Source organism: Flagellimonas lutimaris (assembly GCF_051494225.1).
Classification (GTDB): Bacteria; Bacteroidota; Bacteroidia; order Flavobacteriales; family Flavobacteriaceae; genus Flagellimonas; species Flagellimonas lutimaris_A.
Map to the genome: position 1 here is coordinate 1,158,488 of NZ_JBNPYE010000001.1, position 7,075 is coordinate 1,165,562.

At 39.8% G+C, this 7,075-nt stretch carries 4 protein-coding genes; 2 read left to right on the plus strand and 2 right to left on the minus strand.

What is annotated here, in order from left to right; genetic code table 11:
* The first annotated feature begins 54 nt into the window (after window positions 1-54).
* Window positions 55-1,542, plus strand: a complete 1,488-nt coding sequence (locus ACQQ5U_RS05150; RefSeq protein ID WP_437395880.1) for a serine hydrolase domain-containing protein — start codon at window positions 55-57, stop codon at window positions 1,540-1,542.
* Between the two features lie 82 nt (window positions 1,543-1,624).
* On the opposite strand, the gene ACQQ5U_RS05155 is transcribed toward ACQQ5U_RS05150, so the two are convergent.
* Both ACQQ5U_RS05155 and ACQQ5U_RS05160 read right to left on the minus strand, forming a co-directional pair.
* Window positions 1,625-3,241: a carboxylesterase/lipase family protein gene (locus tag ACQQ5U_RS05155; protein WP_437395881.1), complete on the minus strand. Its 1,617-nt coding sequence runs from the start codon at window positions 3,239-3,241 to the stop codon at window positions 1,625-1,627.
* A gap of 452 nt (window positions 3,242-3,693) precedes the next feature.
* A complete protein-coding gene (locus tag ACQQ5U_RS05160; RefSeq protein ID WP_437395882.1) occupies window positions 3,694-5,148 on the minus strand; it encodes an alpha-L-fucosidase in 1,455 nt (484 codons plus the stop codon).
* A gap of 276 nt (window positions 5,149-5,424) precedes the next feature.
* On the opposite strand from ACQQ5U_RS05160, the gene ACQQ5U_RS05165 reads away from it, so the two are divergent.
* The coding region (locus ACQQ5U_RS05165; protein ID WP_437395883.1) for a GMC oxidoreductase at window positions 5,425-7,075 on the plus strand (1,651 nt) is incomplete at its 3' end.

Below are 7,075 nucleotides of genomic sequence, written 5' to 3' on the forward strand. Positions count from 1 at the left end.
ACCCATCATGGAGTTTACTCGTCAAACTCCTTACATCAAAAAACTAATCAATTTATGAGACTGTTATTCTTATTGACACTATTACTTATCACTTATTCTTGTGGAACAAGCAAAGACACAACGCCGGAAAACACGAGCAATTTCAGGAAAGAATACCCAGAGTTTTCGACACAGTTTCAAAATAAGGTAAAAGACATTTACCTTGAAAAGGAGATGTACGGGGATTTCATCTTTGCCGTGGTCGATGAAAATGGATTGGCATATTCATTTGCGTTGAATCGAGAAATTTTAGATGGTAAAAGATCCTCTTTGGATAATGATACTCCTATTTATATCGCATCCAGTACAAAATCTTTTACTGGAACATTGCTTAAAATATTGGATCAGGACAGCGTATTGGATTTGGACAATTCTCTTGATCAATATCTTCCCGAACTTAATTTCAATGATAGTATTGATGCCAAGAACATCACTATCAAAAATCTTTTAAACCATACCCACGGTACATTCAGTACCTCTATGACCTGGAAAACCGCATTTTTAGGGTATAGCGGAGGTAATGAAGAATTGATCAACGATTTGAACACCGATTTTCTATTTGACCCCTCCGGTAGGTATCGGTATTCAAACGTAGGACCGATTGTTGCTGGAATGGTTGCAGAAAAGGTGACAGGAAAGAACTGGAAAACACTTATGGAGGAGCGCATCTTCTCGCCTTTACAAATGAAAAATACCAGTGCCCATGTCAGTAATTTTGATTTTAAGAACATTCGGCCATCATTAACCGTCAACAAAGAAAGAGGAATCGTTGAGAAAGATTTTTACAAATCAGATATCACAATGCACGCTTCTGGAGGAATCATTTCAACCATAAATGATATGTCAAAATGGTTAGCGACAAATATTAATCAGAATAATGTATTATTAAATAATGATTCATGGGAGGAGCTCCATACCTCAACCGCAACACAGGACAAGAAATATTATACGTATCAACGATCTGGTTACAGCTTGGGATGGGACATTGCAGAATATCAGAATAATAGCATTTTGACTCGCTTTGGAGGATTAGCAGGCATTAGTTTCCATATTTCATTCATGCCCGATAAAAATGTAGGGGTAATTGCGTTCTCCAATGATAACAGAGCGTATCTGCTACCACACTTAATGGCAAATTATGCCTACAACATAATCAATGAACAGCCTGCGGACAGTATTTTAAATATTGAGAAAACTTCATTTGATAAAAGCTTTAAAAGAGAGAATGACATCCAATATCCTGATGATTCAGAAATTTTAGTAACCAACAGTGGAAACGATAAGATAATAGGCACCTACAAAAACACTGAAAACTGGCCTACCATCAAAATTTACAAAGAAGGTGGCCACTACATTTTTAATTGGGGAGTTTTAAAAGGCAAAATATTCCGAAATGAAAAAGGGAACTTCAACAGTAATCTCGGAGTTTTATCCAGAGACTTTAAAATAAGTAACGACTCACTCACCACAGGTTCCTTGGCATATAAAAAAGTAAGGCCTTAAAATTCTTCCAGGAATCTATAAAAATAAAAATCCACCCTGTACAATGTTGTCAAGGTGGATTTTTATGTAATATCCTTAGCTTTTACATATTGGCCATCAAAGCCAAGAATTCTTTGTCGTGCTGTGGTTTTACTTCACAGGAGTTGTCAAAAAACATGGTTGATGTATTCTTTGGGTTATATTGTGGCCATTGTGGTAATCCATCGTGATTTGGATTACCCGTCTTGGCAAAATTGATCCACGCACCGCTCATCTTGTCTGCTAGCAAATGGGCTTCTTGCCCTCCACCTGTCATTTGCCTGGCACGCTCTATATTATCAAAAACAAAAGGAAGTTCCATACAATGGAGTGCTTTATATTTCCCATCAAAAACTGGAGATTGCCATGTAAACAAATACATGTAAACTGGTGCTCCATTCTTCAATTGTGACTTTGCATTGGCTTGAAAGACCGCTCCTGGTCTAAAGGTGGCATCTATGTCCAATAGATCGGATGGTTTTGTGTCCTTTGGGTATGCCTTTTGTACGGCGGCTATATAATCATCTGCCTTCTCCTTATATGTCTCTTTTATATGAGACATCACTACCTCTTCCGATGCTTTAAAAAAGCGTCCGTTCATAAATGGCGTAAATTCATTTTTCGTGCTTCCCAACATTAGGGGTATATTCTTTGATAGTTCGAATGCTTCATCAGACATCAAATCGTGTGGAAGTACAATACCGTCCAAACTCGGCCCCCAGTTTAGGCCAAAACCAACAGGTGCATTTCCTTCTTCTCTCATTTTCTTTTCCACTATACCTAGAGCTGCTGTGCCTGCTGCACTTAGTTTATCAAATGGAATGGTTTGAAGACTATCTACCTGATTTGGAGATAGGGAAAGTTGATTCAATACCTCAGCGGTAATCTCCTGAGAAACCTCTTTTTTGGTCAATCTACCTCTAAATGAACCACTTTGGTTGATGGCTTTATGAAACAATCCTTTAGCTCTTGGCATCGCCATTAGCGTGTTGACCTTGGCGCCTCCGCCAGACTGACCGAAAATGGTAACGTTGTTGGGGTCTCCTCCAAAATTGGAAATATTGGTTTTAACCCAATCCAATGCAGCAACAATATCCAACATACTATTGTTGGCGCTCTCCTTATATTTATCGCCATAAGCTGATAGGTCTAAAAATCCAAGAATATTTAATCTATGGTTGATAGAAACCACGACAACATCACCTTTAATACTTAAATTTTCTCCGTGGTAGGATGGCAGTTCCTGGCTGGAACCAGCGGTATAACCACCACCATGAATCCAAAAAAGTACGGGCCTTTTTTTGTCGTCATCAATACTTGGGGTCCAAACATTGATCCGAAGACAGTCCTCATTGGTATAGCCCCAATCATGATCAAAAACAAATTCAGGTTCGTCTTGAACTTGGGTGGTCGGAGTCATTAGAGGTGCTACGGGACCATACATGGTAGAACTTCTAACTCCTTTCCAAGGTTCCACTTTTTTGGCTGGCATAAAACGTTCTGCTGTAGCATATGGAATTCCTTTATATGTGTAAATTCCGTTTTGGATAAACCCACGGACTTTTCCCGATTCAGTATCGGTAACCGCAACGTCTTCTCCAGTAATCACTTCTGTTTGAGCATGTAAAGTACTTATCTCTATTGCAATTAGAAATAAATAGAGTATCGTTTTTAATTTCATGTTAGTTTGTTTAGTTGATCTTATATGGGTTAAATTGTTTTAATTTTAATGCTAGGGAAAGAACCTGTAGGTCCTTCAAAATCCTAAAATTGATTGCTAGTTGGCAACTGGTCGGGACAATCCTTTTGCAAAAATACAGTACCGATTAGATGTTTTTAAATTTAAGACAAGCCCTTTAGAACCCAAAGGAATCCCGTAAAATTCTATCTCAATTATCCAAAAGGTTAAGATACGGTGAAATTGTAATTAATCCGTTCTATACTGTCCTGCTCGTAGTACTAAAATTTTATTTGTTGAAAAAAAAGGAACTACAAGCAGTTTCTTTGAATTGCATAGAATGGGTTGTCCATAAATCGTGGGATGTCCAAAAAGCAACGGCTCAAGATTGAGAGAAGCAAGTTTCAACAATTGCGGATATCGAAATAGTTTGCAAATAACTGATTTCCGTAAAACTAATATAGGCCTACATTCGAAATTAAAGGACATGCAAGAGCTTCGCTAATTTCAATTTTAATCTTGGATGTTTTGATTCCATTCAAGGGTACAATTCGTTTGTAGCCAATGGTTGTTTCACTGCCCAACTTTTTCCATTGATTATTTTGCCATGTATATATATCAAATGCTGCCACTCGTTGTCCAAGCTGTATGTATTCTTGAAGTAGAAGGTAATTCAACTTTCGTTCCGTATCCAACTCAATTTCAAAAGATGCTGAAGTTACTCCGTCGTCGGTGGTCCAATAGGTTTCATCATTTTCATCTATAAGATTTATGGGGGAAAATCTAAAGTCGTCCCCTCTATAAGTACTGGCCATTACTGTTGATGATTTGGCCATATCGTATTGGAAAACACTATCCAAAATCTTTCTAAAGCCCTTCAAGGCTTTCACATCATTTTCATGAAAGAGTCCCCGAGTATCCGGAGGAATATTTAGAAGCAAGGTAGAACCTCTACCTACGGAGGTAAGGTATCGTTGAAAAAGATTTTCTGGGGTTCGAACCAAACTATCCTCTGCTTTATGATAGAACCATCCCGGTCTTATGGAAACATTGACTTCGGCAGGAATCCAATGAGTACCACCGGGAGTGCCATGTTGCAACAAGTTTTCAATTCCTGATTTCCCCGCAAACAACGTATCCGGAGTAATGGTGTTCCAATGGGTTTTACCTCCAATGCCACGTTCATTGCCCACCCATCTTAAATCGGGACCTGCATCGCTAAAAAACAATACTTTTGGCTGCATCGAATCAACCATTTTCAAAGTGGTCGGCCAGTCATAATAATTCCTTCTGTCAATAGTCCTTTTTTCATTTGAACCACCATAATAACCATCTCCCCCATTTGCGCCATCGAACCACATTTCAAAAATGGGTCCGTATCCTGTGAACAATTCCCTTAACTGGTTTCGATAATACTCCACATAAGACGGCTCACCATAATCGGAACGGTTCCTATCCCAAGGAGAAAGATAGACTCCGAACTTAAGTCCATGTTCCGTGGCTGATTCGGAAACTGATTTTACAATATCTCCATTTCCGGATTGGAACGGACTGTTCTTTATGGAATGCTCCGTATACGCCGAAGGCCATAGGGCGAACCCATCATGATGTTTAGCAGTTAAGATAACGCCTTTGAACCCAGCTTGCTCCAAAGTTTCCATCCATTGGTCGGCATCAAAAGAGGTAGGGTTAAAAAGTTCAGGGGATTCATCTCCAAACCCCCATTCCTTATCCGTAAATGTATTGATAGTAAAATGTATGAAAGCATTCATTTCCATTTCATACCAAGCTAACTGTTCTGAAGATGGTAGAGGACCAAATGGTTTGGGGGGATTTACTTTATTTTCCTTTTGACAGGATATATTGGCCAAAAACATACAAATGGCTAGTGGCAAAAAAAGATTTTTCATTGTTTTTTGGTTGTTATTCGTATTTGGGTACCTGAAAATTGACGTGCCTCTTAATAATCTGTTCTATTAAGCCATCATAATTTTTTACGCCCCAAAATAATTCATCCTGAAGATAATCAAACTTACAATTAAAGTTCTGGCCTATCATAATTAGGATTAAAATACCAAAATCAATCAACATGAACGTAAAATTATCCACATAGCTATGATTATACGGCTATTGGCCTTTAAAAACACATTTGAAATTAATATATTACGCCTTCAATAACTAAACTAATGAGCAAATTTTATTACAACGAGGAACAGGAATCCTACGATGCTATTGTTGTAGGAACTGGAATCAGTGGTGGCTGGGCCGCCAAAGAGTTGTGCGAAAACGGTCTAAAGACCTTGATATTGGAACGAGGGCCCATGGTAAAGCACCGAGAAGATTATCCAACAGCCAATATGGATCCATGGGACTTCCCCAATGGAGGACAACAAACAAGAGAGGATAAAAAGAAACAAGAAAAACAATCCAGAACGGGTTATACGGTCAATGCCGCTTCCAAACATTGGTTTGTGAACGATTTGGAACACCCATACAACGAGACCAAACGTTTCGATTGGATGCGGGGTTATCATGTTGGAGGACGTTCCATTATGTGGGGGCGCCAAAGCTACCGTTGGAGTGATATAGATTTTGAAGCCAATAAAAATGACGGTATCGCCGTGGATTGGCCGGTACGTTACAAAGACATTGCACCATGGTACGATAAAGTTGAAAGTTACATCGGTGTTTCTGGTGAGAACTTGGGGCTTCCACAACTTCCTGACGGCATATTTGAACCTATGATGGATTTAAACTGTGTAGAACAGCATTTTCGTGAAAAAGTTGCCGAGAATTTTGACGGTCGTGTGGTAACTGCTGGACGTACAGCACACATTAACAGTGATAAAAAGTTTGAAGGTGATGGCCGAGTACGTTGTCAGTTCAGGAACCGTTGTATTAGAGGTTGTCCTTTTGGAGGATATTTTAGTAGCGTCTCCTCTACCTTGCCAACGGCGGAAAGAACAGGAAACTTAACCCTAAGACCTGATTCCATTGTTCACGAGGTGATTTATGACCCAAATACCAAAAAAGCTACTGGAGTTAAGGTAATCGATAGGGAAACCAAAGAAGAATTTGAATTTAAGGCCAAGGTAATATTCCTTTGTGCCTCTTCAATGGCTTCCACCTCCATTTTGATGCAATCCAAATCAGATAGGTTCCCCAATGGATTAGGAAATGATTCTGACCAATTGGGAAGAAATATTATGGACCACCATTTAGGAGTGGGAGCTTCCGGCAAGTTTGATGGATTTGAAGATAAATACTATAAAGGAAGAAAACCCAATGGTATCTATATTCCGAGATTTAGAAACCTTGGTGGGGACTCCAATAGAAAGGACTTTATCCGAGGCTATGGTTACCAAGGTGGTGCAGGAAGAGGAAATTGGGAAGAAGCCGTAGCGGAATTGTCCTTTGGCAAGGAATACAAAGACGCTATGCTTAAACCAGGGGGCTGGACATTTGGAATGGGTGGATTCGGAGAGGTACTGCCCTACGAAGACAACAGAATGACACTGGATTATGATAAGCTGGACCAGTGGGGCCTACCTACAGTGACCTTTGATGCCGAATTCCATGAAAATGAATGGAAGATGCGGGAAGATATGAAGGAGCAAGCTGTGGAGATGCTTACCCAAGCAGGATTAAGGGATGTTGAGCCCTTTGATAACCCTGGTGCACTGGGTCTGGGTATCCACGAAATGGGTACCGCACGTATGGGCCGTGACCCAAAGACTTCCGTTGTAAATGGCAACAACCAAGTACACACCTGTAAGAACGTATATGTTACCGATGGTGCCTTTATGGCCTCCGCAAGTTGTGTGAACCCATCCTTGA